At 56.4% G+C, this 23,539-nt stretch carries 25 protein-coding genes; 17 read left to right on the forward strand and 8 right to left on the reverse strand.

Going from position 1 to position 23,539, the window contains the following annotated elements; translation table 11 throughout:
• Positions 1 to 40: 40 nt before the first annotated feature.
• Entirely contained in the window at positions 41 to 2,599 is a 2,559-nt protein-coding gene (locus tag ACX9GU_RS01645; protein WP_024529532.1) for a class I adenylate cyclase, read from the forward strand.
• A 37-nt stretch (positions 2,600 to 2,636) separates the two neighbouring features.
• Here the strand turns inward: ACX9GU_RS01645 and cyaY are convergent, their stop codons facing one another.
• Positions 2,637 to 2,957, reverse strand: coding sequence for an iron donor protein CyaY (gene cyaY / locus ACX9GU_RS01650; RefSeq protein ID WP_473193668.1), 321 nt, complete (start codon positions 2,955 to 2,957; stop codon positions 2,637 to 2,639).
• Positions 2,958 to 3,034: 77 nt separating this feature from the next.
• On the opposite strand from cyaY, the gene lptM reads away from it, so the two are divergent.
• The 6 genes from lptM to uvrD all read left to right on the forward strand — a co-directional run bounded on the left by lptM (position 3,035) and on the right by uvrD (position 8,688).
• Positions 3,035 to 3,229: an LPS translocon maturation chaperone LptM gene (gene lptM / locus ACX9GU_RS01655; RefSeq protein WP_438690247.1), complete on the forward strand. Its 195-nt coding sequence runs from the start codon at positions 3,035 to 3,037 to the stop codon at positions 3,227 to 3,229.
• Positions 3,230 to 3,298: 69 nt separating this feature from the next.
• Entirely contained in the window at positions 3,299 to 4,123 is an 825-nt protein-coding gene (gene dapF, locus ACX9GU_RS01660) for a diaminopimelate epimerase (protein WP_021181537.1), read from the forward strand.
• Positions 4,120 to 4,824, forward strand: coding sequence for a DUF484 domain-containing protein (locus tag ACX9GU_RS01665; RefSeq protein ID WP_121608102.1), 705 nt, complete (start codon positions 4,120 to 4,122; stop codon positions 4,822 to 4,824). The genes dapF and ACX9GU_RS01665 overlap by 4 nt, the downstream gene beginning before the upstream one ends.
• Complete coding sequence (gene xerC, locus ACX9GU_RS01670) at positions 4,821 to 5,732, forward strand: tyrosine recombinase XerC (protein ID WP_473193669.1); 912 nt, start codon at positions 4,821 to 4,823, stop codon at positions 5,730 to 5,732. The genes ACX9GU_RS01665 and xerC overlap by 4 nt, the downstream gene beginning before the upstream one ends.
• Entirely contained in the window at positions 5,732 to 6,448 is a 717-nt protein-coding gene (gene yigB, locus ACX9GU_RS01675; protein WP_422527372.1) for a 5-amino-6-(5-phospho-D-ribitylamino)uracil phosphatase YigB, read from the forward strand. Before xerC ends, yigB begins: the two co-directional genes overlap by 1 nt.
• 77 nt (positions 6,449 to 6,525) lie before the next feature.
• Positions 6,526 to 8,688 (forward strand): DNA helicase II, encoded by a 2,163-nt coding sequence (gene uvrD, locus ACX9GU_RS01680; protein WP_021181533.1) that lies wholly within the window; start codon positions 6,526 to 6,528, stop codon positions 8,686 to 8,688.
• 199 nt (positions 8,689 to 8,887) lie between these two features.
• Here uvrD and ACX9GU_RS01685 read toward each other — a convergent pair whose 3' ends face one another.
• A complete protein-coding gene (locus ACX9GU_RS01685) occupies positions 8,888 to 9,847 on the reverse strand; it encodes an IS110 family RNA-guided transposase (RefSeq protein WP_473192326.1) in 960 nt (319 codons plus the stop codon).
• 424 nt (positions 9,848 to 10,271) lie between these two features.
• Positions 10,272 to 10,745: a WbuC family cupin fold metalloprotein gene (locus ACX9GU_RS01690; protein WP_223664929.1), complete on the reverse strand. Its 474-nt coding sequence runs from the start codon at positions 10,743 to 10,745 to the stop codon at positions 10,272 to 10,274.
• 208 nt (positions 10,746 to 10,953) lie between these two features.
• Between ACX9GU_RS01690 and ysgD the strand changes: the two genes are divergently transcribed.
• Both ysgD and corA read left to right on the forward strand, forming a co-directional pair.
• A complete protein-coding gene (gene ysgD / locus ACX9GU_RS01695; RefSeq protein WP_363136375.1) occupies positions 10,954 to 11,025 on the forward strand; it encodes a YsgD/CorL family protein in 72 nt (23 codons plus the stop codon).
• A 166-nt stretch (positions 11,026 to 11,191) separates the two neighbouring features.
• Positions 11,192 to 12,142 carry a magnesium/cobalt transporter CorA gene (gene corA, locus ACX9GU_RS01700; RefSeq protein WP_024484663.1) on the forward strand — a complete coding sequence of 317 codons (951 nt, stop codon included), beginning with the start codon at positions 11,192 to 11,194 and terminating at the stop codon, positions 12,140 to 12,142.
• A gap of 51 nt (positions 12,143 to 12,193) precedes the next feature.
• Here the strand turns inward: corA and ACX9GU_RS01705 are convergent, their stop codons facing one another.
• Positions 12,194 to 12,448 carry a Txe/YoeB family addiction module toxin gene (locus ACX9GU_RS01705; protein WP_473193670.1) on the reverse strand — a complete coding sequence of 85 codons (255 nt, stop codon included), beginning with the start codon at positions 12,446 to 12,448 and terminating at the stop codon, positions 12,194 to 12,196.
• Positions 12,445 to 12,696 carry a YoeB-YefM toxin-antitoxin system antitoxin YefM gene (gene yefM / locus ACX9GU_RS01710; protein ID WP_473193671.1) on the reverse strand — a complete coding sequence of 84 codons (252 nt, stop codon included), beginning with the start codon at positions 12,694 to 12,696 and terminating at the stop codon, positions 12,445 to 12,447. The genes ACX9GU_RS01705 and yefM overlap by 4 nt, the downstream gene beginning before the upstream one ends.
• A 158-nt stretch (positions 12,697 to 12,854) precedes the next feature.
• Here yefM and ACX9GU_RS01715 point away from each other — a divergent pair, with 158 nt between their 5' ends.
• Complete coding sequence (locus ACX9GU_RS01715) at positions 12,855 to 13,916, forward strand: AbrB family transcriptional regulator (RefSeq protein ID WP_473193672.1); 1,062 nt, start codon at positions 12,855 to 12,857, stop codon at positions 13,914 to 13,916.
• Here ACX9GU_RS01715 and rarD read toward each other — a convergent pair.
• Both rarD and ACX9GU_RS01725 read right to left on the reverse strand, forming a co-directional pair.
• Positions 13,908 to 14,795 (reverse strand): EamA family transporter RarD, encoded by an 888-nt coding sequence (gene rarD, locus ACX9GU_RS01720; protein ID WP_473193673.1) that lies wholly within the window; start codon positions 14,793 to 14,795, stop codon positions 13,908 to 13,910. The genes ACX9GU_RS01715 and rarD overlap by 9 nt on opposite strands.
• Before the next feature lie 101 nt (positions 14,796 to 14,896).
• A complete protein-coding gene (locus ACX9GU_RS01725; RefSeq protein WP_473193674.1) occupies positions 14,897 to 15,367 on the reverse strand; it encodes a thioesterase family protein in 471 nt (156 codons plus the stop codon).
• 202 nt (positions 15,368 to 15,569) lie between these two features.
• Here ACX9GU_RS01725 and pldA point away from each other — a divergent pair, with 202 nt between their 5' ends.
• From pldA to rhtC, 3 genes are read left to right on the forward strand one after another with little or no spacing between them, the layout of a single operon-like run.
• On the forward strand, positions 15,570 to 16,448 hold the full coding sequence (pldA, locus tag ACX9GU_RS01730) for a phospholipase A (RefSeq protein ID WP_325984219.1): 879 nt from the start codon (positions 15,570 to 15,572) through the stop codon (positions 16,446 to 16,448).
• Between the two features lie 55 nt (positions 16,449 to 16,503).
• On the forward strand, positions 16,504 to 18,336 hold the full coding sequence (recQ, locus tag ACX9GU_RS01735; RefSeq protein WP_473193675.1) for an ATP-dependent DNA helicase RecQ: 1,833 nt from the start codon (positions 16,504 to 16,506) through the stop codon (positions 18,334 to 18,336).
• Positions 18,337 to 18,348: 12 nt separating this feature from the next.
• On the forward strand, positions 18,349 to 18,975 hold the full coding sequence (gene rhtC, locus ACX9GU_RS01740) for a threonine export protein RhtC (RefSeq protein WP_473193676.1): 627 nt from the start codon (positions 18,349 to 18,351) through the stop codon (positions 18,973 to 18,975).
• Positions 18,976 to 19,008: 33 nt separating this feature from the next.
• Here the strand turns inward: rhtC and rhtB are convergent, their stop codons facing one another.
• Positions 19,009 to 19,629 carry a homoserine/homoserine lactone efflux protein gene (gene rhtB / locus ACX9GU_RS01745; RefSeq protein ID WP_473193677.1) on the reverse strand — a complete coding sequence of 207 codons (621 nt, stop codon included), beginning with the start codon at positions 19,627 to 19,629 and terminating at the stop codon, positions 19,009 to 19,011.
• Positions 19,630 to 19,734: 105 nt separating this feature from the next.
• Between rhtB and pldB the strand changes: the two genes are divergently transcribed.
• The 4 genes from pldB to ACX9GU_RS01765 all read left to right on the forward strand — a co-directional run bounded on the left by pldB (position 19,735) and on the right by ACX9GU_RS01765 (position 23,493).
• Positions 19,735 to 20,772, forward strand: a complete 1,038-nt coding sequence (pldB, locus tag ACX9GU_RS01750) for a lysophospholipase L2 (RefSeq protein ID WP_473193678.1) — start codon at positions 19,735 to 19,737, stop codon at positions 20,770 to 20,772.
• An 11-nt stretch (positions 20,773 to 20,783) separates the two neighbouring features.
• Positions 20,784 to 21,584: a sugar/pyridoxal phosphate phosphatase YigL gene (yigL, locus tag ACX9GU_RS01755; RefSeq protein WP_473193679.1), complete on the forward strand. Its 801-nt coding sequence runs from the start codon at positions 20,784 to 20,786 to the stop codon at positions 21,582 to 21,584.
• 286 nt (positions 21,585 to 21,870) lie between these two features.
• Positions 21,871 to 22,539 carry a cysteine hydrolase family protein gene (locus tag ACX9GU_RS01760; protein ID WP_368439362.1) on the forward strand — a complete coding sequence of 223 codons (669 nt, stop codon included), beginning with the start codon at positions 21,871 to 21,873 and terminating at the stop codon, positions 22,537 to 22,539.
• Positions 22,540 to 22,605: 66 nt separating this feature from the next.
• The gene (locus ACX9GU_RS01765) at positions 22,606 to 23,493 is read left to right on the forward strand and encodes an oxamate carbamoyltransferase subunit AllH family protein (protein ID WP_473193680.1); all 888 of its coding nucleotides are present in this window, start codon (positions 22,606 to 22,608) and stop codon (positions 23,491 to 23,493) included.
• Positions 23,494 to 23,539 lie beyond the last annotated feature (46 nt).

Consider the following 23,539-nt stretch of genomic DNA (forward strand, 5'->3'; position numbering starts at 1 on the left):
CGGGTTTTTTTCAAGCATCGGGATAATCAGGCGAGACGTCTTGTACCTCTACATCGAGACACTGAAACAAAGACTGGATGCGATCAACCAACTACGTGTCGATCGTGCCCTGGCGGCCATGAAGCCCGCGTTCCAACGGGTCTACAGTCTGCTGCCTACCTTATTGCACCACCATCATCCACTGATGCCGGGCTACCTCAACGGTAACGTTCCCCATGGCATCTGTATCTACACGCCTGATGAAACCCAACAAGCCTATCTCAATGATCTAGAAGACAAATGGGGTAGCCCGTTTGAAAAAATGGCCACGGGCGAACTGCCGATTACGGCGCTTTATTCCATGGGCAGCACCTCCTCGATCGGCCAGAGCTGCACCTCCGATCTGGATATCTGGGTTTGCCACCAATCTTGGCTAGACAACGAAGAACGCAGCCGCCTGCAGCAAAAATGCAGCCTGCTGGAGAAATGGGCTGCCTCGATGGGGGTGGAAGTCAGCTTCTTCCTGATCGACGAAAACCGCTTCCGCCATAATGAAAGCGGTAGCCTGGGCGGTGAAGACTGCGGCTCAACCCAACATATTCTGTTGCTTGATGAGTTCTACCGCACGGCCGTGCGCCTGGCAGGGAAACGTATCCTGTGGAACATGGTGCCGGGCGAAGAGGAAGCGCATTACGATGAATATGTGCTTTCGCTCTATTCCCAGGGGGTATTAACCCCGAATGAGTGGCTGGATCTCGGCGGATTGAGTACGCTCTCTGCCGAAGAGTACTTCGGTGCCAGCCTGTGGCAGCTGTATAAGAGCATTGATTCGCCCTACAAGGCGGTGCTGAAAACGCTGCTGCTCGAAGCCTATTCATGGGAATACCCGAAAACTCAATTGCTGGCGATGGGGATCAAACATCGTCTGCACCAGGGGGAGATCGTCTGCTTTGGCCTTGATGCCTATTGCATGATGCTGGAGCGCGTCACCCACTACCTGACTGAAATCAACGATACCACCCGCCTTGACCTGGTTCGCCGCTGTTTCTATCTGAAGGTCTGCGAGAAGCTGTCGCAATCCAACAACGCCACTATCGGTTGGCGGCGGGAAATCCTCAGCCAACTGGTCAGTGAGTGGGGCTGGGACGAAGAGCGCTTGGAGATCCTCGATAACCGGGCTAACTGGAAGATCGAACGGGTGCGCGAAGCCCATAACGAACTGCTGGATGCGATGATGCAAAGCTATCGCAACCTGATCCGCTTCGCTCGCCGCAACAACCTCAGCGTCAGTGCCAGCCCGCAGGATATCGGGGTGTTGACCCGTAAACTGTACGCGGCCTTTGAGGCACTGCCGGGTAAGGTGACGCTGGTGAATCCGCAAATTTCACCAGACCTGTCAGAAAACGACCTGACCTTTATTCACGTGCCGATTGGCCGCGCCAACCGCACCGGCTGGTACCTGTATAACCAGGCACCGGAGATGAGCTCGATCGTCAGCCATCAGCCGCTGGAATATAACCGCTATCTCAACAAGCTGGTGGCTTGGGCCTATTTCAACGGCCTGCTTACTTCGCGCACCCGCTTGCATATCAAGAGCGGCAATATCTGCGACACCGCCAAACTGCAGGAACTGGTTACCGACGTGTCGCACCATTTCCCGCTGCGCTTGGCCGCTCCGACGCCGAAAGCGCTCTACAGCCCGTGCGAAATCCGCCATCTGGCGATTATCGTCAACCTGGAAAACGACCCGACGGCGGCCTTCCGTAATCAGGTGGTGCATTTCGATTTCCGCAAGCTGGACGTATTCAGCTTTGGCCAGCAGCAACAATGCCTGGTTGGCAGTATCGATCTGCTGTATCGCAACTCATGGAACGAAGTGCGCACGCTGCATTTCAGCGGTGAGCAGTCGGTGCTTGAAGCGTTGAAGACCATTCTGGGCAAGATGCATCAGGATGCTGCACCGCCGGAATCGGTGGAGGTGTTCTGTTACAGCCAGCACTTACGTGGCCTGATCCGTACCCGCATCCAACAGCTGGTTTCCGAGTGTATCGAGCTGCGTCTTTCCAGCACTCGCCTGGAGCCGGGCCGGTTTAAAGCGGTGCGTGTGGCCGGGCAAACCTGGGGCCTGTTCTTCGAACGCCTGAGCGTGTCGGTGCAGAAGCTTGAAAACGCCGTGGAGTTCTACGGAGCGATCTCCAACAACAAACTGCATGGCCTGTCGATCAAGGTTGAAACCGATCAGGTGCATTTGCCACCGGTGGTAGATGGTTTTGCCAGCGAGGGGATCATCCAGTTCTTCTTTGAAGACACCACGGATGATAAAGGCTTCAATATTTACATTCTGGATGAGTCGAACCGGGTTGAGGTTTATCACCATTGTGAAGGGAGCAAAGAGGAGTTGGTGCGCGACGTCAGCCGCTTCTATTCCTCCTCACACGATCGCTTTACCTACGGCTCCAGCTTTATCAACTTCAACCTGCCGCAGTTTTATCAGATAGTCCATCTCGATGGCCGCACCCAGGTGATCCCATTCCGCAGCAATGCGCTGTCGAACCTGTGTATCACGGTTGCCGATGGCAATGCCGCACAGCCTCTGAAGCAACAGTTCCAGCTGCATTAATGCTTGAGAGCGCAGTCGCTTGCGCCCTCTGCAAAACTCAGCTAAAACTGAGCGTCTCGCCGGACTGGGTGCTGGCCGCCTCGCTAAGCAACTCGTAAAACTCCCGGCCGCTGCGATCGCACTGCCAGCTCTCGTCACGATAGTTAAAGTGATAGCCACCGGCCTTGGTGGCCAGCCACACCTGATGCAACGGCTCCTGACGGTTGATCACAATCTTGCTGCCGTTTTCGAAGCTTAGCGTCATCACCCCGCCGTTGGTTTCGTAATCGATATCCGCATCACCATCAAAATCGTCCAGAGTCTGTTCAATATTCAGCATCAGTTGGTCGGCCAACTGGTGAAACTCGCTATCGTTCATAATCATTCCTATTGCTTTTCATGATCCACCTGCGATTATAGTGGGCTTGGACGCATGAATTACAGGCATTAATGCAAATGAAAAAACAACTACGCTATGCGCTGATGGCCGTATTGCTGGCCGGGCTCTCTGGCTGTGGCCTGAAGGGCCCGCTGTATTTCCCGCCGAAGGACAAACCGGCAGAGCAGCCGGTGACCAGTGTCGGTACCGTGAGCAAAAACCAACAAGAACCCGCTGGCACTCAGCAGCAGCCGTCGATGAGCAACCAGTAATGAGCATTTATGGTGGCTGATGCCGCCATAAATATCAGACGGTACGTCGTCCAGATAGCGGAGTATGATATGCAGTTCTCCAAAATGCACGGTTTAGGCAACGACTTTATGGTGGTCGATGCCGTTACACAGAACGTCTACTTTTCACCAGAGCTGATCCGCCGTCTGGCCGACCGGCATTTGGGCGTGGGTTTTGACCAGATGCTGGTGGTAGAACCGCCGTACGATCCCGAACTCGATTTCCATTACCGCATTTTCAATGCTGACGGTAGCGAAGTGGCCCAGTGCGGCAACGGTGCCCGCTGCTTTGCCCGCTTTGTGCGCTTGAAAGGCTTGACCAACAAGCGTGATATCCGCGTCAGCACCCAGACCGGGCGGATGATCCTGAGCGTCACCGATGATGATCTGGTGTGCGTCAATATGGGCGAGCCGAATTTTGATCCGCAGATCGTGCCGTTTCGCGCCACCAAAGCGGAAAAAACCTACATCATGCGCGCGGCGGAACATACGGTGCTGTGCGGCGTGGTCTCAATGGGTAACCCACACTGTGTATTGCAGGTAGACGACGTGAAAACCGCCAAGGTAGAGCTGCTGGGTCCGGTACTGGAAGGGCACGATCGCTTCCCGGAACGCGCCAACATCGGCTTTATGCAGGTGGTGAGCCGTGAGCACATCAAACTGCGGGTTTATGAGCGCGGTGCCGGTGAAACGCAGGCCTGTGGCAGCGGTGCCTGTGCCGCCGTGGCGGTGGGCATTCAACAAGAGCTACTGGCGGAAGAGGTGCATGTCGAACTGCCCGGCGGTAGCCTGCATATTCGCTGGAAGGGGCCAGGGGAGCCGTTATTTATGACCGGCCCGGCCACCCATGTTTATGACGGATTTATTCATCTATGAAGCAGGTTGACGATCGAATAGCCACGGGCGTTGAGCTTGATGATGACACGGTGATGCAATTTCTGATGCAGAATCCGGACTTCTTTATGCGCAATGCTCGGCTGGTTGAACAGATGCGAGTGCCTCACCCGGTGCGGGGCACGGTATCGTTGGTGGAATGGCATCTGGCGCGTCAGCGCAACCAAATCACCCAGTTGGAAGAAGAGATCACCTTGCTGATGGAGCAGGCCAGCGCCAATGAATCGCTGTTTGGCAGCCTGCTGCATCTACAGGCCGACCTGGCCACCGCCAGCAGCCTGCAGGATATGCTCAACCGCTTGCAGCGTTGGGCGCGCGGGTTTGGGCTGGCAGGGGCGAATATCCGCCTGTTTGCCGATCGCTGGAATATTGGTGCACCGTCGGATTTCACCCATCTTGGCCTGACGCGCTCGGCGTTTGAGCCGCTGCGTATTCAACGCCTGGGCGATCGCTATCACTACCTCGGCAACCTTAATGGCCCCGAGCTGCTGCTGTTGCTGCCGCAGGCCAAACAGGTTGGCTCCGTGGCGCTGTCATTGCTCGGGGAGCAGGGCGATCTCGGCATGGTGATCTTCAGCAGCCGCGATACTCAACATTATCAACAGGGGATGGGCACCGTGATGCTCGGCCAACTGGCACGTATGTTGCCAAAACTGTTGGAACGCTGGATAGAACGCGCATGACCGGCGTAGCGGCCAACCTGCAGTCGCCGGTGGACGCTTTCCTGCGTTATTTAAAGGTGGAGCGGCAACTCAGCCCACTGACTCAGATCAGCTATTCGCGCCAACTGCAGGCGTTGATCGCCATGGCAAGCGAGCTGGGCATCAGCGAATGGCCGATGCTGGATGCCGCCAGAGTGCGTCAGTTGGCAGCCCGCAGTAAGCGCGCCGGATTGCAGTCTTCCAGCCTGGCGCTGCGCCTCTCCGCATTACGCAGTTTTCTGGACTGGCTGGTCGGCCAGGGCGTGATAAGCGCCAACCCCGCCAAAGGCATCCGCACCCCGCGCAGTGGCCGTCATTTGCCGAAGAATATCGACGTCGACGAAATGAACCAACTGCTGAACATCGATCTCAACGATCCGTTGGCGGTTCGCGATCGTGCGATGCTGGAAGTGATGTACGGGGCCGGGCTGCGTCTGGCTGAACTGGTGGGGCTGGATTGTCGCCATGTCGATCTGGGCGGCGGTGAGATCTGGGTGCTGGGGAAAGGCAGCAAAGAACGTAAATTGCCGATAGGCCGTACGGCGGTCACCTGGCTGGAACATTGGCTGGCGCTGCGCGATCTGTTTGCGCCGCAGGATGATGCCATGTTCCTCTCCAATCAGGGCAAGCGCATCTCGGCGCGCAACGTACAAAAACGTTTTGCCGAGTGGGGCGTCAAGCAGGGCGTCAACAGCCATATCCATCCGCACAAGCTGCGCCACTCCTTTGCCACCCATATGCTGGAATCGAGCGGCGATCTGCGCGCGGTGCAGGAGCTGCTGGGGCACGCCAACCTGACCACCACGCAAATTTATACCCACCTCGACTTTCAACATCTGGCGAACGTGTACGATGCCGCGCATCCACGCGCCAAACGAGGGAAATCCTGATGCACTTTTACCGTCCGTTACGCCCACTGGCCGCGCTGACTTTCGATCTGGACGATACGCTGTATGACAACCGTCCGGTGATCAAGCAAACCGAGCATGAGTCGGTGGCCTTTTTGCAGAACTACCATCCGGGATTGAGCCACTTTCAGTCGGCGGATTTCCACCGTTTGCGGCAGGAACTGCGTGAACAGGATCCGGAGATTTACCACGACGTTACCCAATGGCGCTGGCGGGCGGTCCACCTGGCGTTGAGCCGTCAGGGGCTGCGCGATGCTGAAGCGTCCATCGGTGCGGATGCTGCCATGCAGAACTTTGCCCTGTGGCGTAGCCGGATCGATGTGCCGGAAGCCACTCACGCTACCTTGCGGGCGCTGGGGCAACGTTATCCGCTGGTGGCGATCACCAATGGCAATGCCGATCCGGCCCAGTGCGGGTTGGAGCAATACTTCCAGTTTGTGCTGCGCTCCGGGCCAGATGGCCGCGCCAAGCCGTATCAGGATATGTATCAACTGGCGGTGGAAAGGTTGGGCGTGGAGCCAGAACAAATTCTGCACGTCGGGGATGACCTGACCACCGACGTTGCCGGGGCGCTGCGTTCGGGCCTGCAGGCCTGCTGGATCAACGACCGTCAGCGCAGCCTGATGCAGGTAGCTGACAGCCGCCTGCTACCACATATTGAGATTTCGCAGTTGGCATCGCTGACAGCATTGTTATAATCCCAGCAGAACTCTGTATAAATTCCCAGTGGAAAGCGCGTGGAAGCGGGTTTTCCCTTTACCAATCAATGGTGCCTATGGACGTTTCCGACCTGCTCGACAGCATGAATGATAAACAACGTGAAGCCGTGGCTGCGCCACGCAGCAACCTGTTGGTGCTGGCCGGTGCAGGCAGCGGCAAGACACGGGTGCTGGTGCATCGCATTGCCTGGCTACTGGCGGTGGAGAACTGCTCGCCGTACTCCATCATGGCGGTGACCTTCACCAACAAGGCGGCGGCAGAGATGCGCCACCGTATCGAACACCTGATTGGCACCAGCCAGGGTGGCATGTGGATCGGCACCTTCCACGGCTTGGCACACCGCCTGCTGCGTGCTCATCATATGGACGCCAACCTGCCGCAGGACTTCCAGATCCTGGATAGTGAAGACCAGTTGCGCCTGCTGAAACGCATAGTGCGGGCGCTGAACATTGACGAGAAGCAATGGCCGCCGCGCCAGGCGATGTGGTACATCAACGGCAAGAAAGACGACGGCCTACGCCCACAGCATATCGAAAGCTACGGCAACCCGGTGGAAGCCACCTGGCTGCGGATCTATCAGGCTTATCAAGAGGCTTGCGATCGTGCAGGGCTGGTCGATTTTGCCGAACTGCTGCTGCGCGCCCATGAGCTGTGGCTGAACAAGCCACATATCCTCAATCATTATCGTGAGCGCTTCACCAATATCCTGGTGGACGAATTCCAGGACACCAACCGCATCCAGTACGCCTGGATCCACATGCTGGCCGGGGGTAAGGCCAACGTGATGATCGTGGGGGATGATGACCAGTCAATCTACGGCTGGCGTGGTGCGCAGGTGGAAAACATCCAGCGTTTCCTGAAGGATTTCCCCGGTGCAGAAACGGTGCGTCTGGAGCAGAACTACCGTTCGACCAGCACTATCCTGAAGGCTGCCAACACCCTGATCGCCAATAACGACGGGCGCATGGGCAAAAACCTGTGGACCGAAGGGGCCGAAGGCGAACCGATCTCGATTTACTGTGCGTTCAACGAGCTGGATGAAGCCCGCTTTGTGGTTAACCGCATCAAGGCCTGGCAGGACAACGGCGGCGCGCTGAACGACTGTGCCATCCTGTATCGCAGCAACGCCCAATCGCGCGTGCTGGAAGAGGCCTTGTTGCAAACTGCCATGCCATACCGCATTTACGGCGGCATGCGCTTCTTCGAACGCCAGGAGATCAAGGATGCCCTGGCCTATCTGCGGCTGATCGCCAACCGTAACGACGATGCGGCCTTTGAGCGCGTTGTGAATACCCCAACGCGCGGCATTGGCGATCGTACCCTCGATGTGGTGCGCCAGGCGGCACGTGACCGCCAGCTGACGCTGTGGCAGGCTACGCGTGCGCTGCTGCAAGATAAGGTGCTGGCGGGCCGTGCAGCGTCCTCCCTGCAGCGTTTTCTGGAGCTGGTGGACTCACTGGCCCACGAAACCGCCGAAATGCCACTGCATGTGCAGACCGATCGGGTGATCCGCGATTCCGGGCTGTTCATCATGTATGAGCAGGAAAAGGGCGAGAAGGGCCAGGCGCGTATCGAAAACCTTGAGGAACTGGTCACGGCCACGCGCCAATACAGCTATCAGGATGAAGATCAGGATCTGATGCCGTTGCAGGCCTTCCTGTCCCATGCCGCGCTGGAAGCGGGAGAAGGGCAGGCAGATGCCTATCAGGACGCGGTTCAACTGATGACCTTGCACTCGGCCAAAGGGTTGGAGTTCCGCCAGGTGTTTATCGTCGGCATGGAAGAGGGTATGTTCCCAAGCCAGATGTCGCTGGACGAAGGTGGCCGCCTGGAAGAGGAGCGCCGCCTGGCCTATGTTGGCCTGACCCGTGCAATGCAAAAGCTGACGCTGACCTATGCGGAAACCCGCCGCCTGTATGGTAAAGAGGTGTATCACCGGCCATCACGCTTTATCGGTGAGATCCCGGAAGACTGTGTGGAAGAGGTGCGCTTGCGGGCCAGCGTCTCCCGCTCGGTAAGCCACCGCCGGATGGGGACGCCGATCAGTGAAAACGATACGGGGTACAAGCTTGGGCAGCGCGTGCGCCATGCCAAGTTTGGTGAGGGCACCATCGTCAACCTGGAAGGCAGCGGTGAACACAGCCGGTTGCAGATCGCGTTTCAGGGTGAAGGCATCAAGTGGCTGGTAGCAGCCTACGCCAAGCTGGAAACGGTGTAACGGGGTTCGTGCCGGTGGGTGATAAATAGCGTTTAGTCTGGCTTTCTGCATCGCTATTACCCCTCACCCTAACCCTCTCCCAAAGGGCGAGGGGACCGATCGAGTTCGCTATCAATTGCCGAAACTTACCTGAACATTGCATCCGACTACGGCACCGAACTAGCTCCCTCTCCCTGTGGGAGAGATACCGTCTTGTCGGCTATCCGGCAAGCGGTATTTCCGCATTAAATACCTTTCCTGATTTCACCACACCATAGGCCAGTTGCAGCAGTTTTCGCATCGCCGCACACACTCTCTCTTTGCCCGACTTCCCACGCAACTTCAGCCTTTCTGTCAAGTCCTTAACCACAACATTGTATTGGCCTGCTACTACCGCTGGCATGTATAACGCGCTTCGTAGCTCACTGTGTCCCACTTTCGATAACCGGCTTTTCCCTTTAAACATCCCCGACTCACATCGCTGTGGATTCAGTCCTGCGTACGCCACCAGGGCCTTGCTGCTGGTGAACCGACGCAGGTTTCCAGCAAAGGCCAGCAGGCTGGAGCTCAGCATCTCTCCCACCCCTGGGATGCTTTTTAGCAACTCGCTGTCCCGTTTCAGGTCAGGGTTATCATCGATGTGCTGACTGATTCTCTTCTTCGTTTCTCGTATCAGTTCATCCAACGTGGCGATGTGTTCATTGAGTGAAGGGACGATGACCGCTTCTGCCACCTCCAGGCGATTTTCTTCCATCTGACGCATCTCTTCCAGGTTCTTAAGATGCCTGACCAACGCGGTCAACTGGCGTTCGCTCAATGGGGCTGGGAACCACGGGTCAGGCTGATGCAGTGCGCAGTAGCGGGCTATCATCGCTGCATCGCTTTTGTCCGTTTTGTTCCGGGTCAGTTCTGTATTGCCGAAGGAATGGATACACGCCGGGTTCATCAGACTGACGTGGTAGTTGTTGTCTGCCAGATAAGTGGCCAGTTCCGTGCTGTAGCTCCCAGTGGCTTCCATGCAGACATGACAGTCGCCAAAGCGGCTCAACCAGGCCGCGAACTCGCGGCATCCAGAAGGGGTATTGGCAAACTTTTTGGTTTTATACTTCTGATTTTCCAGCAGTACGGCGACATCAAACTTGAGTTTGGCGATATCAACGCCGACAGGGGTTCTGCGCATTATGGCACTCCATAACCATGTCTGTAATTTATCGCCGGACCATCCTTATATGTGGGTGCTCATAGGCACAGGATACCGTTCGGTCTACAAGGCGACAGGGAAATAGACAGTTGGGGCACAATCTCTCCCACGGGCTCATAGGCACTAGGGTTAGGAGGAGCTCACCAACTATCTCCCGATGATCAGTCGGGGATCTTCTCCGCTAAGGCGGAGAAGATCAAGACATAAGGGTTGTGGTGAGGGCTTCAGTGTGTGAAACGATCGCCCACTTTGGCCGTCGCATACCAGCGCATAACCGCTCTTCCAAAGGGCGAGGGGACCGATCGAGTTCGCTATCAATTGCCGAAACTTACCTGAACATTGCATCCGACTACGGCACCGAACTAGCTCCCTCTCCCTGTGGGAGAGGGTTGGGGTGAGGGCTTCAGTGTGTGAAACGATCGCCCACTTTGGCCGTCGCATACCAGCGCATCACTGCTTCGATCCCCTCGCCACCTTCCGGTGGAGCCCAGTGCATACAGTCTTCTTCACCAAGCGCCTGATAAGGGCCCTGCTTCACTTCAAACACCACGCCACCCGGATCGACAGACAGCACGGCATGCCAGGTAAACGCCGGCATCTCCAACACCTTGGTTTCTTCGCCTAGCAGGGTACGTTGGGTGACCACGCCTTCGTCATTGAACTGCAACACTACGAAACGGCCACGCAGCGGGGTGAGTAACTCCCAGGTCTGCGGGTGGCGGTGTGGGCGAATATAGGTGCCAGGCTCCATGGCAATTGCCAGGCGCTGCACCGGATCGCTCAACTCTTCATGTAAGGTACGGTGGGCACGCAGGCGTGGCAGTGTGGCTGCCTGTTCGCTCATGGTCGTCAAGTCGTGGGCGGTAATCTGTTTCATGTCGTCAATCCGCAATATTTCTGTGCGCTAATCTTAGCAAGATTCGTGGCTGCGGTCAGAGATCGCGACGCGGTTTTCCATCAGGCGTGGTCAAGGTTGCGGGAGTGTTACAAACCAGCCACGAGCGTGCTGGATTGTTGCGCGATTATCCACCCTAACCGGTTGACAGGCTTTTTCTTCTCGGCGTAACATGCGCGCACGAATATCAATGAGGACACACGCCTTGGACACACCCAGTAGATACTGGCTCACAGACCTGGACACCAGGTACAACTTCTAAGGCTATCCCATTGCGCTGATACCCTTCGTGGTTGTCGGCGACCCTCCCCAGCGTCGCTCCGAGTCAGATCTCTTCATGGTCTGGAACGAGCCGGTATTGCATACTTCCCTCGCTTTCTGTGCTTCAATGCGTTGTCTACCCCGTTACCATTAGGGAGTTTTGGCACATGCTAAGCGCTTTTAAATTAGATAACAGCCGCTTATCCCGTCTTGAGTTGGATGACTCAGATGATTTGACCTCGTCGCTGTGGGTTGACCTGGTCGAGCCGGAGGAGGGCGAACGCGAGCGCGTGCAAAATGAGTTGGGCCAAAGCCTGGCGACACGCCCCGAACTGGATGATATCGAAGCCTCGGCCCGTTTCTTCGAAGACGATGACGGCCTGCATATCCACTCTTTTTTCTACTACGAAGACGCCGAAGATCACGCGGGCAACTCTACCGTGGCATTCACCATCCGCGATGGCCGTCTGTATACCCTGCGTGAACGCGAACTGCCCGCTTTCCGGCTTTACCGGATGCGTGCGCGCAGCATAAGAATGGTGGACGGCAACGCCTACGAGCTGCTGCTGGATCTGTTTGAAACCAAAATTGAGCAGTTGGCCGACGAGATTGAAAACGTCTACAGCGATCTGGAAAAGCTCAGCCGGGTGATTATGGAAGGACACCAGGGCGACGAATATGATGAAGCGCTGTCCACCCTGGCCGAGCTGGAAGATATCGGCTGGAAGGTACGCCTGTGTCTGATGGATACCCAACGCGCGCTGAATTTCCTGGTGCGCAAGGCGCGTTTGCCAACCAGCCAGTTGGAACAGGCGCGGGAAGTGCTGCGCGATATCGAATCCCTGCTGCCGCATAACGAATCGCTGTTCCAGAAGGTCAACTTCCTGATGCAGGCGGCGATGGGCTTTATCAACATTGAACAGAACCGCATCATCAAGATCTTCTCGGTGGTATCGGTGGTGTTCCTGCCGCCGACGCTGGTGGCTTCAAGCTATGGGATGAACTTTGAGTTTATGCCTGAGCTGCGTTGGTCGTTCGGCTATCCGGGGGCGATTGCGTTGATGATCGTGGCGGGGCTGGCACCTTATCTCTACTTCAAACGCAAGAACTGGCTGTAAGCTGGTTGGGGGAAGGGGCATTGTTTATGTCCCCGATCTATGCGTTTAATGTTAATAATGATAACGGCACGATGCGATTAGCAAGTCGTTTTCCGTTACTTGATAGACCAGCCGATGCTCGGTATCCATGCGCCGTGACCAAAATCCTGACAGGTTATGCTTGAGAGGTTCGGGTTTACCTATTCCCGCGAAGGGGGAGCGCTTTATATCTTTAATCAGTTCGTTGATCCTCTTCAGCATTTTCTTGTCGTTCTGTTGCCAGTACAGATAGTCAGCCCAGGATTGTTCTGAAAAGATAATCCTCACTCAATCAGCTCCCTTTCAGTCCCTTGACCTGCCTGGAGTTCGGCAATTGAATCCATCAGATGACGTGCATTAGAGGGGGAACGTAACAGGTAAGCGGTCTCTTCCAACGATTCGTATTCGGCCAAGGACATGATCACACAGGCCGTGCCTTTTTGACGAGTGATCAGGATAGGTGCTCTATCATCCACAGTTTCATTCATCACGCTGGCAAAATTCTGTCTTGCCTCACTAAAGCTTAATGTTTTCATAATTCCTCCTAAGGATGTACATATTATTGTACGTTGATGTATGTACAAAGACAAGTACATGCCTGTCCTGGCAAAGCCGATTGCAGTTTGAAAGACGACGGGGTCAAACCGGGGTAGAATATCCTCACTGCTTATCGGCTCGTAAGGCATGCGTCTTGATGGAGAAGTTCCCGCGCGTCATTCAATGGCTGATCCTGCTGCTGGCTTCGCTGGCGTTGGGGTTTGGTCTACAGGCCTTCCACGTTCCTGCCGCCTTGTTGCTGGGGCCGATGATTGTCGGCGTCGCGATGGGGCTGCTCGGCGCTTCGGTGCGCATTCCAGGCCCCTTCTTTATTGCGGCACAGGCAATCTTGGGCTGCATGATTGCCCAAAGCCTTTCGCCCAATATTCTTACCCCCTTGCTGGATGACTGGCCGCTGGTGTTGCTGGTGCTGATCGCGACGCTGTTGGCCAGCGGTGTTTCCGGCTGGTGCCTGGTGCGTTTCAGTGGTCTGCCTGGCCCAACCGGTGCTTGGGGATCTTCCCCCGGTGGTGCATCGGCAATGGTGGCGATGGCGGGCGATTTCGGCGCGGATGTGCGGCTGGTGGCGTTTATGCAGTATCTGCGCGTGCTGTTTGTCGCGACGGCAGCAGCGGTCGTGGCGCGTATCGGCCTGGGAGATGAAGCTGGCCATGGGAGCGCCGCGTTGGAGTGGTTCCCCGCCCTGGACTGGCGCTTTGCTGGCACCTTGGGCGTGGCTATTATCGGCTCCTGGTTAGGACCGCGTCTGCGCATTCCTTCCGGTGCGCTGATGTTGCCAATGATCGCGGGGGCTGCATTACATTCTACCGGCACCATGACATTACAGGTGCCCGAATGGTTGCTGGCGCTGGCCTACACGCTGATTGGCTGGAGCGTCGGGCTGCGTTTTACCCGGGCCATCTTCCTGCTGGCGTTGCGCACCTTGCCGCAGATGGTGGTATCGATTGTCTCGCTGATGCTGTTTTGCGGCGGGCTGGGGTGGATGTTGACCCAGTTCCTGCCGGTCGATCTGCTGACGGCCTATCTGGCCACCAGCCCCGGCGGGTTGGATACCGTGGCGATCATCGCCGCAGGCAGCCGGGTTGATATGACCTTTGTGATGGCGATGCAGACGCTGCGGTTGTTTACTATTTTGCTGACCGGCCCGGCGATGGCCAGATTCATCTCTAACCATGCCCAGCCTGTGCAATCAACGTAGCTTTCGTTGCTGGTATAAGGCATCAAACAGGAACAACACCAACGCCGCCCAGATAAAGCCAAAGGTCACCAGCTTATCCTGGCCGATGGTCTCACCGTAGAAGGTAACCGCCAGCAGGAACATCAGCGTTGGCCCCAGATATTGGAAGAACCCGAGCGTTGACAGGCGCAGGCGGGTGGCCGCTGCGGTAAAGAACAGCAGTGGAACGGTGGTGACCACCCCGGCGGCAACCAGCAGTAAATTCAGCGACCAGGGGTTGGCGCTCAGATGGCTGGTTGGGCTATCGGCAATCAGGAACAGGTAGATGGCGGCCACCGGCAGCAGCCACAGGGTTTCGATCAGCATGCCGGTTTGTGCATCAATGGCAATCTTCTTGCGCAGCAGGCCGTAGAAGGCAAAGCTGAAGGCCAGGCCAAGCCCGATGATCGGCAGCGAACCAAACTGCCACAGCTGCACCAGCACTCCGGTAAAGGCCAAGGCTACGGCCACCCATTGCATACGGCGGAAACGCTCGCCCAGGAACAGCATCCCCAGCAGCACGTTCACCAGCGGATTGATAAAATAGCCCAGGCTGGCCTCCAGCATATGGTGGTTATTCACCGCCCAGATAAACAGCAGCCAGTTCCCTCCCACCAACAGCGCGGTGACGGCCAGCAGCAGTAGCCGCTTGCGGTTTTTACAGGCGGCCCGCACCTGCGGCCAGTTGCGGCCCAATGACACTAGCCCCAGCATAAAGAAGAACGACCAGATCACCCGGTGGGTGAGGATTTCATCGGCAGGGACTTGTTGGATCAGCTTGAAATAGGCGGGGGCGATACCCCAAATAAAATAGGCGGCCAAGGCAAAGAAAATGCCCTGCCGCGTTTGTTGTGCGTCCATGACGGTTACCGGGTGGGAAAAGGAGATGCGGTGATTTTACTGAAGATAACCGGCCGTGTCCCACAATTGTGTGGTTTGTGGAGCACAACCGGCTGGCAACCTTAGCCCACCAGATAGGTGGCGGTGGCGCTGGCGATGTGTAAACCATCGTGGTTGTGCAGCTCAACGCGGGCTACTGCCACTTTATTACCGCTGCGCAGTACGCTGGCGGACGCGACAAAATGCTCACCGCGGCCTGGGCGCAGATAGTCGACGCGCAGATCGATCGTCCCCATGCGCGATAGACGGGCCGCCAGCTCTTCTTCGATCAACGGGTCCTGACGCATTAGCACGCTGCCCACGCACGCTAGCCCGGCGGCAACATCCAGTACGGAAGCGATCACGCCGCCATGCAGGATTTTCTGGGCGGCATTACCCACCAGCTTAGGTTGGTTGGTAAAGCTCAATTCAACGTAGTCATCCTCAAAGCGGCGAAGCTCCAGCCCCAATTCACGGTTAAACGGCATGTGATAGACGAAGATTTCGCCTATCTTCTGGCGGGCGACCTCGAGGGTCAAAATTGTGTGTGACATAGTTCCTTTCTTCATTTGAGTTTTGCCAGCCGATATACTGGTCAGTCCAGGTTAAAGACTTGTGGATTTTATGCTTATCTTTTGTTGCTTTCCAGGCCTGGCAGATAAATGTATTCACTAGTGCGGTAAAACCAGCAATGTGTGTAAAATAGCCTGCTTTTATTTCCGGGTTTTTCCTTATCTTTCGAGAGTGAACAAAATTATGCGCGTTCTGTCTGGGATTGTGATGGCGATGCTGTTTGCGCCAGTAGTGGTGCAGGCCGATGAGGCCACCGAGCAAAAGAATCTGAATAAACCGGCGGTTCGTGGCAGCATCATCGGTAACATGCTGCAACACTATGATAATCCATTCACTCTCTATCCTTATGAAACGAACTACCTGATCTATACCGACACCAGCGATCTGAATAAAGAAGCGATCAAATCCTATAGCTGGGCGGAAAATGCCCGCAAGGATGAGGTGAAGTTCCAGCTCAGCCTGGCCTTCCCGATCTGGCGTGGCATTGCTGGCGAAAACTCGGTTCTGGGGGCGTCTTACACCCAGCGCTCCTGGTGGCAGCTATCCAACCATGACGAATCCTCACCGTTTCGTGAAACCAACTACGAACCGCAAATTTTTGTCGGCTGGGCCACGGCGTATAAGTTTGCCGGCTGGACGCTGCGTGATATCGAAGTGGGTCTGAACCATGAGTCCAACGGCCGTGAAGATCCTACCTCACGTAGCTGGAACCGTGGTTATGCACGCCTGATGGCGCAGAACGGCGACTGGCAGGTCGAGGTCAAACCCTGGTTCCGCTTCTCGGAAAGCGACAGCAACGACGATAACCCGGATATCACCAAGTATATGGGCTATTACCGCCTGACGGTGGGCTATGCCTTGGGGGAAAGCGTGTTCAGTGCCGAAGGCCAGTACAACTGGAATAGCGGTTATGGCGGCGCGCAGTTGGGCTGGAGCTACCCCATTACCAGCCATGTGCGTTTCTATACCCAGGTGTTCAGCGGCTACGGCGAATCGATGATTGATTACAACTTCAAGCAGACACGGCTGGGTGTTGGTGTCATGCTTAACGATATTATGTAGTTTATGTAATAACGGTGTCAGTCAGGCAGCGTGATAGCGATAAATGGGGAAGTGTGTGTCAACCGCAGCAGTGATAAACAGAGAGTTGCTGGCAGAGCAGGTATTACGCGATACCTTCGGCTACCAGCAGTTCCGTCCGGGTCAACAAACGATTATCAACGCAATTATCGGCGGCCAGGATTGCCTGGTGGTGATGCCGACCGGCGGGGGTAAATCGCTGTGCTATCAAATCCCGGCGCTGGTGATGGATGGACTGACGCTGGTGGTATCCCCACTGATTTCCTTGATGAAAGATCAGGTCGATCAGCTCTTGGCCTATGGCGTTTCCGCCGCCTGCTATAACTCGACGCAAACGCGCGAGCAGCAGTTGGAGGTGATGGCAGGTTGCCGCAGCGGCCAGATCAAAATGCTGTATATCGCCCCCGAACGGCTGATGATGGACAGCTTCCTCGACCTGTTGGATCACTGCCCGCCGGTGATGCTGGCGGTGGACGAGGCGCACTGTATTTCCCAGTGGGGCCACGACTTCCGCCCGGAATACCGCGCACTGGGCCAGTTGAAGCAACGTTTCCCGACCATGCCGGTAGTGGCATTGACGGCCACCGCCGATGAAGCCACGCGGGGAGATATTGTTCGCCTGTTGGCGCTAGACGAGCCGCTGATCCAGATCAGCAGTTTCGACCGCCCCAATATCCGCTACACGCTGGTGGAGAAGTTCAAGCCGCTCGATCAACTTTGGCGCTTCGTGCAGGACCAGCGTGGTAAAAGCGGCATTATTTACTGCAACAGCCGCGCCAAGGTGGAAGACACCACCGCACGTCTGCAAAGCCGTGGGTTGAGCGTTGGGGCCTATCACGCCGGGCTGGACAACGAACGCCGCTCCCAGGTGCAGGAGGCTTTCCAGCGTGATGATTTGCAGGTGGTGGTAGCCACCGTCGCCTTCGGTATGGGCATCAACAAACCTAACGTGCGTTTTGTGGTGCACTTCGATATTCCGCGCAACATAGAGTCCTATTATCAGGAGACTGGCCGTGCAGGGCGTGATGGCCTGCCAGCGGAAGCGATCCTGCTGTATGACCCGGCGGATATGGCCTGGTTACGCCGTTGCCTGGAAGAGAAACCGGCAGGGCAGCAGTTGGATATCGAACGCCATAAGCTCAACGCCATGGGGGCATTTGCCGAAGCGCAAACCTGCCGCCGCCTGGTGCTGTTGAACTACTTCGGTGAAGGCAAGCAGCAGGCCTGTGGCAACTGCGATATCTGCCTCGATCCGCCCAAGCGTTATGACGGCCTGGAGGATGCCCGCAAGGCGCTGTCGGCGATTGGCCGCGTTGGGCAACGCTTCGGCATTGGCTATGTGGTGGAGGTGCTACGCGGCTCCAATAACCAGCGTATCCGCGAGTTTGGTCATGAAAAGCTGCCGGTGTACGGCATTGGCCGCGATCAGACCACCGAACACTGGACCAGCGTGCTGCGCCAACTGATCCATCTGGGCTTTATCACCCAGAACATAGCGATGCATTCGGCACTGCAACTGACCGAGGCCGCGCGCCCGGTGCTGCGTGGCGAAGTGGTGCTACAGCTGGCGGTGCCGCGTATTCAGAGCTTCAAGGTACGCAGCAGCGCCAACCAGAAATCCTACGGCGGCAATTACGATCGCAAGCTGTTTGCCAAACTGCGCAAGCTGCGCAAATCGATTGCCGACGAAGAGAACATCCCCCCGTACGTGGTGTTCAACGACGCAACGCTGCTGGAGATGGCCGAACAGATGCCGATCAGGGCCAGCGAGTTGTTGAGCGTCAACGGCGTGGGGCAGCGTAAGCTGGAACGTTTTGGTGCGCCATTTATGGCGCTGATCCGCGCTCACCTCGACGGTGACGACGAATAAGGATAATCACTCATGCTGATGTTGTTTTTAACGGTGGCGATGGTGCATATCATTGCTTTGATGAGCCCAGGGCCGGACTTCTTTTTTGTGTCGCAAACCGCGGCCAGCCGCTCCCGTCGCGAGGCGATGATGGGCGTGGTGGGGATCTCCCTCGGCGTCATGGTCTGGGCCGGTGTGGCGCTGCTGGGGTTGAACCTGATCCTGCAAAAGATGGCCTGGCTGCACCAGATCATCATGGTGGGCGGTGGTCTGTATCTGTGCTGGATGGGCTGGCAACTGCTGCGCTCCGCCCGTAGCCAGAATGCGCAAACTGCTCCGGCAGTAGAAGTGAAGGTGGCGTTACCCAAGCCGGGCCGCAGCTTTATCCGTGGCTTGCTCACCAACCTTTCCAATCCCAAGGCCGTTATCTATTTTGGTAGCGTGTTCTCGCTGTTTGTCGGTGAGGATGTGGGGGCCGGAGCGCGCTGGGGATTGTTCGCTCTGATCACCGGTGAAACCTTTATCTGGTTCACCCTGGTGGCGATCATCTTTGCGTTACCCGCCATGCGCCGGGGCTATCAGCGGATGGCGAAATGGATCGATGGCCTGGCCGGGGTGTTGTTCACCGGTTTTGGCCTGCATCTGATCTTCACGCGTTAATGATTACCGGGCCGAACCCTGCGGCCCGGTAGATCATGCCTTTCTAGCCGTTGCCAGTAATCCCGCCACCAGAATAAACAGCGAGCCAAAAATCCGGTTCAGCAACTGCATTTGGCGCGGGGTCTTTAACCAACCGGCAATGCGGGTGGCCAGCGTGGCATAGCCAATCATCACCAGAATATCGATCACCACCGTGGTGACGCCGAGAATGACATACTGCTCGGCCTGGGGCTGGTTAGGCATGATAAACTGCGGGAACAGGGCTGCCAGAAATACGATGCTTTTAGGGTTGGTCAAATTCACCAGTACGGCGCGGCGAAACAGGCGGCGCCGTGGCATGGTGCCTGCCAGAGTGTGCAGATCCAACGCACCTGCGGCGCGCCATTGCTGGATACCCAGCCACACCAGATAGGCCACACCAAACCATTTCAGCAGTTCAAAGGCCAGCAGCGATTGGGAGACTACCGCGCCGAGGCCAATCCCAACCAGCACGATATGGATGCTCAGGCCAACCTGCAGGCCCGCAATCGACGCCGCGGCCCCGCGATAGCCGTGGCTGATGCCGGTACTCATGGTGTTGATGGCACCGGAACCGGGGGAAAGACTGAGGATAAGGGTTGTCAGCAGATAGGTTAACCACCAGTCTAAGGTCATCGTAATGCTCCCTGAATACACCAATTTGTGCCACAATACGCTAGTATGATTTCCCGTGCCAGAGATCACATTTACCTCTCTGAACATCCCGTTAAAAGGTAGGCCATGTCGTCATTCACCCTTGATCCCGTGCAATGGTTAAACCGTGAAAAGCAGTTCTCTGCCTTCGCGACCGGGCCACTGCTGGATTTTTGGCGGCGACGTGAGGAAGGGGAGTTCACCGGCGTCGGGGGCGTACCGATCCGTTTTGTACGTTTTGCTTCCCCGCTGCACCAGCGGGTGGTGGTGATCAGTCCCGGGCGCATCGAAAGCTATATCAAGTACCCGGAAGTGGCGTACGATCTGTTCCACAGCGGCTATGACGTGATGATCATCGATCATCGTGGTCAAGGGCTGTCCGGGCGGATGCTGGCAGATACTCACCGGGGGCATGTGGTAAACTTTGCCGACTACGTGGACGATTTCGCCCAGTTTTACCATCAGCAGGTCAAACCCTTGGGTTACCGGCAGCACGTCGCGCTGGCGCACTCGATGGGGGGCGCGATACTGGCGCAGTTTTTGGCTCGTGAACCACAGGCGTTTTGCGCCGTTGCGCTCTGCGCGCCGATGTTGGGCATTTATCTGCCGATGCCGGGCTGGATGGCCAACGGTATTTTGAACTGGACGGAAAAGCGCCCAGGGCTGCGTGACTATTACGCGGTAGGCACCGGGCAGTGGCGACCCTTGCCCTATGTGGTCAATACGCTGACCCACAGCCGCGAGCGTTATCGCCGCAACCTGCGTTATTACGCCGATCATCCCGAGCTGCGGGTGGGTGGGCCAACCTATCACTGGGTCAAGGAAAGTATTCAGGCCGGGCAGCAGATCATTGCCCAGGCTGCTAACATCACTACGCCGATTTTATTATTGCAGGCCGGTGAGGATCGGGTGGTAGACAACCGTTCCCAGCGCGCTTTTTGTCAGGCACTGTCAGACGCGGGGCACCCTTGTGAAGGGGGAAAACCGTGGGTTATCAAAGGCGCTCGCCATGAGATCCTGTTCGAACGGGACGCGATGCGCGCCGAGGCACTGAACGCAATCCTGCGATTCTTTGCTCAGCACTTAGGCGGTACTGCTGCCGCCGAAAATTCCACTAGAGGTTAGAACATATCGCTATGTATCACGTCGTTGCTTCCGATTTAGATGGCACTCTGCTGTCCCCTGAGCACACCCTGACACCGTACGCCAAAGAAACGCTGCAGCTGCTGACGCAGCAGGGCGTGCACTTTGTTTTCGCTACCGGCCGCCACCATATCGACGTTTCCCAGATCCGCGATAATCTCGGCATCAGTGCTTTTATGATCACCTCCAACGGTGCGCGGGTACATAATACCGCCGGTGAGCTGATCTTCAGCCACAACCTGGATGAGGATATCGCCCGCGATCTGTACAACATGATGCACAATAACCAGGATATCCTGACCAACGTCTACCGCAACGACGACTGGTTCATGAACCGTGAAAGCCCGGAGCAGGAAGAATTTTTCCAGGAATCGATCTTTAAATATCAGTTGTTTGAGCCGGGCTTGCTGGAAACCGATGGCGTGTGCAAGGTGTATTTCACCTGCGACGATCATGAAAAACTGTTGCCACTGGAAGATGCCATCAACGCGCGTTGGGGCGATCGGGTCAACGTCAGCTTCTCGTTCCCAACCTGCCTGGAAGTGATGGCCGGTGGCGTCTCGAAAGGCCATGCGTTGGAAGAAGTCGCCAAGATCATCGGCTATTCGCTCAAAGAGTGTATCGCCTTTGGCGACGGCATGAACGATCTGGAAATGCTGTCGATGGCGGGGAAAGGCTGCATCATGCAGGATGCCCAGCAGCGTCTGAAAGACAAACTGCCGGAGCTGGAAGTGATTGGTTCCAACGTTGACGACGCGGTGCCTCATTACCTGCGTAAAATGTACTCGATTTAACTGATTGGGCGCAGTCTTCATCGGCTGCGCCCGCCGAGCGACTCAGCTCACATTCTATCAACGATTTTATTGCGTCTATTCTCCCCGCTGCATCAATTTAATTGCATTCAAAACGCCTCTCCTGGGTGATCTCACACTTATTGTCAGGGTATTTGCCCGCTGCAAAATATTCGTTGCTGCAGGCGAAATCGTTTATCTGTGATGTCTGCCGTAGCGCCTTATACTCGGAACAGACCCCAGAATTCCCGGCCTTCAGGCCGTAAAATAACGATTCAGGAGATGTGCCATGACACAGAAAACTTTTCACGCAGAACCCTTCGCCCTCCCTTTTGATATCGCCAGCACCGCGCTGGTAATGATCGACATGCAAAGAGACTTTGTTGAACCGGGCGGCTTTGGTGAAGCGCTGGGCAATGATGTTTCTTTGGTGCGCAGCGCGATTGAGCCTTGTAAAAAGGTGCTGGCTGCTGCGCGTAGCCAAGGGTTGCTGGTGATCCATACCCGCGAAGGACACCGAGCCGATCTGAGCGATTGCCCTCCGGCCAAGTTAACCCGTGGTGGACAAACCTTTATCGGCACCCATGGGCCGATGGGGCGCATTCTGGTTCGCGGCGAAGCGGGCCACGACATTATCCCTGAACTCTACCCGCAGGCCGGTGAACCGGTGATCGACAAGCCAGGCAAAGGCGCGTTCTATCAGACCGACCTGCATCTGATCCTGCAAAACCACGGCATCAAAACGCTGATCGTTTGTGGTGTAACTACCGAGGTATGTGTCACCACCACGGTGCGTGAAGCCAATGACCGTGGCTATGAATGCATTATTCCGCAGGACTGTGTCGGCTCTTACTTCCCAGAGTTCCAGAAGTACGCGCTGGAGATGATCAAAGCCCAAGGCGCGATTTTTGGCTGGGTCAGCGATGCCTCCGCGATTGTGGGTAGCTTGCAGGGCTAAGGTGAGGGGCATGGCAAGGAGCCAAGACGTCTCACCCGGAATGGCAGAGTTTTCAGGAGTAGGTAAATGGCAGTCACCACGTTTTCGGCACTTTCCATCGGTTATCTGGCAGCCAACAGACTGGCAGACCAGGATCGCCTTCGAGTGCACAGCTGTTTTCAACGCTCGCTGAATTTGGGTCACCCTGATGGTTATCTGCTGCCGCTATTGAGCAGTGATTTTCAAAACCTGCCGGATGCAATCCGCATCCCGGTGAGGCGCGAGTGGGATTGGCGGCATCACGCCCAGATTGGGCAGACGGCCACTTTTCATCACGGCGTACTGCGCGGGGTCGGTTGGAGCGTGGAGATCGACGATGCTGCCTGTTGGCAGCCGGATCAGATCGACGCTGGCGAGCCAGCACTGCTGAGTGTTCTGAGCCATTACGCCACCCTGGAGCGGCAGCTCATCGAGTATTGCCGCCAGCATCCTGGCGAGAGCGACTTACAACTGCTGCCAGGCATGGTGCAAAGTGGCACTGCACGTCACCCACCACGCGTGGTGCAGCTTGACCTTACAGACAGCCCCGAGCTGCTGGCAGCGGAAGTGACCGCGCTGATTGGCTATGGGCGCGGATTGACGCCAGACGGTGATGACTACCTGTTGGGATATATGGCAGCGTTGTGGCCATGGCGGCAATATCCCGCTGTTGCCAGACATTACGGCGCATTGCGTGACCTTGTCGGTAGCCAGCTATCGCGTACCAATGATATCAGCCGACATTACCTGGCCCGCGCGTTGGCAGGCCACTTTTCGGCACCGATCTGTCAGTTGATGCTAGTGCTGGCGTCAACGGCCTCTGCTACGAAGGTGCAGCTTGCAGCACTAGAGGTGATGCAGTTTGGTGCCTCATCTGGTGTGGACTGTCTAGCCGGGATATTACATGGCCTGAGAACGCTACGCAGCTCACTTTGATCCCGGTGTAATACAGCTATTGATTTTAACATGTTGAAAAAGCTTG

Source organism: Serratia sp. K1WW1 (genome assembly GCF_055790865.1).

Excerpts from the sequence above, each read along its gene's own strand:
- cyaY (WP_473193668.1), bottom strand. The coding sequence starts at position 2,957 with ATGAACGATAGCGAGTTTCACCAGTTGGCCGACCAACTGATGCTGAAT.
- lptM (WP_438690247.1), top strand. The coding sequence starts at position 3,035 with ATGAAAAAACAACTACGCTATGCGCTGATGGCCGTATTGCTGGCCGGG.
- dapF (WP_021181537.1), top strand. The coding sequence starts at position 3,299 with ATGCAGTTCTCCAAAATGCACGGTTTAGGCAACGACTTTATGGTGGTC.
- ACX9GU_RS01665 (WP_121608102.1), top strand. The coding sequence starts at position 4,120 with ATGAAGCAGGTTGACGATCGAATAGCCACGGGCGTTGAGCTTGATGAT.
- xerC (WP_473193669.1), top strand. The coding sequence starts at position 4,821 with ATGACCGGCGTAGCGGCCAACCTGCAGTCGCCGGTGGACGCTTTCCTG.
- yigB (WP_422527372.1), top strand. The coding sequence starts at position 5,732 with ATGCACTTTTACCGTCCGTTACGCCCACTGGCCGCGCTGACTTTCGAT.
- uvrD (WP_021181533.1), top strand. The coding sequence starts at position 6,526 with ATGGACGTTTCCGACCTGCTCGACAGCATGAATGATAAACAACGTGAA.
- ACX9GU_RS01685 (WP_473192326.1), bottom strand. The coding sequence starts at position 9,847 with ATGCGCAGAACCCCTGTCGGCGTTGATATCGCCAAACTCAAGTTTGAT.
- ACX9GU_RS01690 (WP_223664929.1), bottom strand. The coding sequence starts at position 10,745 with ATGAAACAGATTACCGCCCACGACTTGACGACCATGAGCGAACAGGCA.
- corA (WP_024484663.1), top strand. The coding sequence starts at position 11,192 with ATGCTAAGCGCTTTTAAATTAGATAACAGCCGCTTATCCCGTCTTGAG.
- yefM (WP_473193671.1), bottom strand. The coding sequence starts at position 12,696 with ATGAAAACATTAAGCTTTAGTGAGGCAAGACAGAATTTTGCCAGCGTG.
- ACX9GU_RS01715 (WP_473193672.1), top strand. The coding sequence starts at position 12,855 with ATGGAGAAGTTCCCGCGCGTCATTCAATGGCTGATCCTGCTGCTGGCT.
- rarD (WP_473193673.1), bottom strand. The coding sequence starts at position 14,795 with ATGGACGCACAACAAACGCGGCAGGGCATTTTCTTTGCCTTGGCCGCC.
- ACX9GU_RS01725 (WP_473193674.1), bottom strand. The coding sequence starts at position 15,367 with ATGTCACACACAATTTTGACCCTCGAGGTCGCCCGCCAGAAGATAGGC.
- pldA (WP_325984219.1), top strand. The coding sequence starts at position 15,570 with ATGCGCGTTCTGTCTGGGATTGTGATGGCGATGCTGTTTGCGCCAGTA.
- rhtC (WP_473193676.1), top strand. The coding sequence starts at position 18,349 with ATGCTGATGTTGTTTTTAACGGTGGCGATGGTGCATATCATTGCTTTG.
- rhtB (WP_473193677.1), bottom strand. The coding sequence starts at position 19,629 with ATGACCTTAGACTGGTGGTTAACCTATCTGCTGACAACCCTTATCCTC.
- pldB (WP_473193678.1), top strand. The coding sequence starts at position 19,735 with ATGTCGTCATTCACCCTTGATCCCGTGCAATGGTTAAACCGTGAAAAG.
- yigL (WP_473193679.1), top strand. The coding sequence starts at position 20,784 with ATGTATCACGTCGTTGCTTCCGATTTAGATGGCACTCTGCTGTCCCCT.
- ACX9GU_RS01760 (WP_368439362.1), top strand. The coding sequence starts at position 21,871 with ATGACACAGAAAACTTTTCACGCAGAACCCTTCGCCCTCCCTTTTGAT.
- ACX9GU_RS01765 (WP_473193680.1), top strand. The coding sequence starts at position 22,606 with ATGGCAGTCACCACGTTTTCGGCACTTTCCATCGGTTATCTGGCAGCC.